This is a genomic window from Thauera phenylacetica B4P (assembly GCF_000310225.1).
GTDB lineage: Bacteria > Pseudomonadota > Gammaproteobacteria > Burkholderiales > Rhodocyclaceae > Thauera > Thauera phenylacetica.
Genome location: NZ_AMXF01000420.1, coordinates 1 through 1,794, shown reverse-complemented (window position 1 = coordinate 1,794; position 1,794 = coordinate 1). Strand labels below are relative to the sequence as shown.

Here is a 1,794-nt window from a genome sequence, read left to right as displayed (position 1 = left end):
GGGCGGCGAGCGCGGCCTCGCGGCGGCCGCGCAGCGCCAACGCCTGCTGCAGCGCGCCGGCGCTACGGTGGTCGTCGGTGGCGTCGAGCTCGCCGCTGCGGGTGGCGAGCTCGGCGACGATGCGTTCGAGCTGCTCGCCGGCGAGCTGCTGGTTGCGCGCGATGTCCTCGAGCTTGCCGGCGCATTCGCGCTCGGAGAACTTCGCCTCCTGCAGCTCGCGCGCGGCCGATTGCTCGAGCGCGCGCGCCTCGCGCACGGCGTGCTCGCGCTCGCGCAGCACCTCGGTGGTTGCGTCCAGGCGTTCGCGCTGCAGCTCGGCGAGCTCGGCCATGCGCGCCTGCTCGAGCTCGGCACGGGTGAGGTGCTCGCGCTCGGCGCTCTCCAGATGGACGATGTCCTCGAGGTCGCGGGCGAGCTGCTCGCGGCGCTCGTCCGCGCGGGCGCGCGCCTGCGCGAGCTTGAGCACCTCGACCTGCTCGGTGTGCACCTGCGCCTGCAGGGCCTGCAGCTCACGGCGCAGGCCGTTGATGCGCTCCTGCAGCGCGCTCGCCGCAGTCTCGGCCACCAGCAGCGCATCGTGCGCCAGGCGCGCCTCGTCCTCGTGCCCCTGCAGCTCGGCGGCGAGGCCCTCGATCTCGCGCTGGCGCTCGATCACGCCGTGGGTGCGCGCATCTGGGGCGTGGTGGATCAGCGCGTCGCGCCTCAGCACCTGGCCGCGCGGGCCGACGAGGCAGGTGTTCGGCGCCAACTGCGCGCGCCGCGGCAGCCAGTCCTCCAGCCGCTCCACCGCCCATGCCCCGGCCAGGAAGTCATCCACCAGGCCGCGCAGGGCCGGATCGCGCACCGCGACCAGTTGCGCAAGCGGCCGCCCATTCGCGCCTGCCGGCGCTCCTACAGGGGGGGGTGTTTCGGTGCCGGAGGCAGGGGCGACGGGAGGTGTGAATGCGGTGCCCGACGGGCGCGTCGCCTCGTTGCGCTCGTTCGCGCCTGCCGGCGCTCCTACAGGGGGGGGTGCTTCGGTGCCGGAGGCAGGGGCGACGGGAGGCGCGAAGCAGGCGGCGGAGTCGAGCGTCGAGGGGGTAAGCGGGAGGGCGATGGCGAGCGATTCCGGGGGCGTCTCGTCTAGCACGGTGTGTGCGGCCGCGAGCGCGACCGCCGCATCGGGCGAGGTGAGCGCGGACAGGCGCTCGCGCAGCACGGCCTGCACCGCCTCGTCCCAGCCCTCCTCCACCTGCAGCTGCTTCCACAGCGGCGGCAGCGTGTCGAGGCCGTGGCGCTTCAACCAGTCGCCCAGCTTGCCCTGCGACTGCACGCGTGCCTGCAGCTGCACCAGGGCGTCGCGGCGGGCGCGCAGCTCGGTGAGCCGGCGCTGCACCGCGCGCTCGTGCTCCAGCGCGGACTTCAGCGCGGCCTGCGCGTCGGGCAGGCGCGGCTGCGCCTCGGCGAGCTCCTGCTGGTGCGCCTCCAGCTCGTCCTGCACCGCCTCCAGGCGTGCCTCGCGCTCGGCGAGCATGCGCTCGTCCGGGCCCACGATCGCGCCGCGCTCGCCCTCCAGCCGGCCGCGGCGCTGCTGCAGAGCCTCGAGCGCACGCAGGGCGCTCGCGCGCTGGGTCTCCTCGACGCGCAGCTGCTGCTCGGTCTGCGCGAGCTCGCGGCGCGCAGCCGCCATGGTCGCGTCGGCGGCGTGGCGGCCGGAGTCGAGCTCGGGCAGGCGGTCCGCGATCTCCAGATGGCGGGCATCGGCTTGCTCGGCGCGCAGCGCGGCGTTCTCGGCGAGCGCCTGCCAGCGCTCGC

General features: G+C 75.6%; 1 protein-coding gene. It reads right to left on the bottom strand.

Features of this window, described 5'->3' with window-relative positions:
* Positions 1 to 1,794, bottom strand: a 1,794-nt coding sequence (locus tag C667_RS22665) for a coiled-coil domain-containing protein (RefSeq protein WP_004387508.1), incomplete at both ends; no start/stop codon positions are given.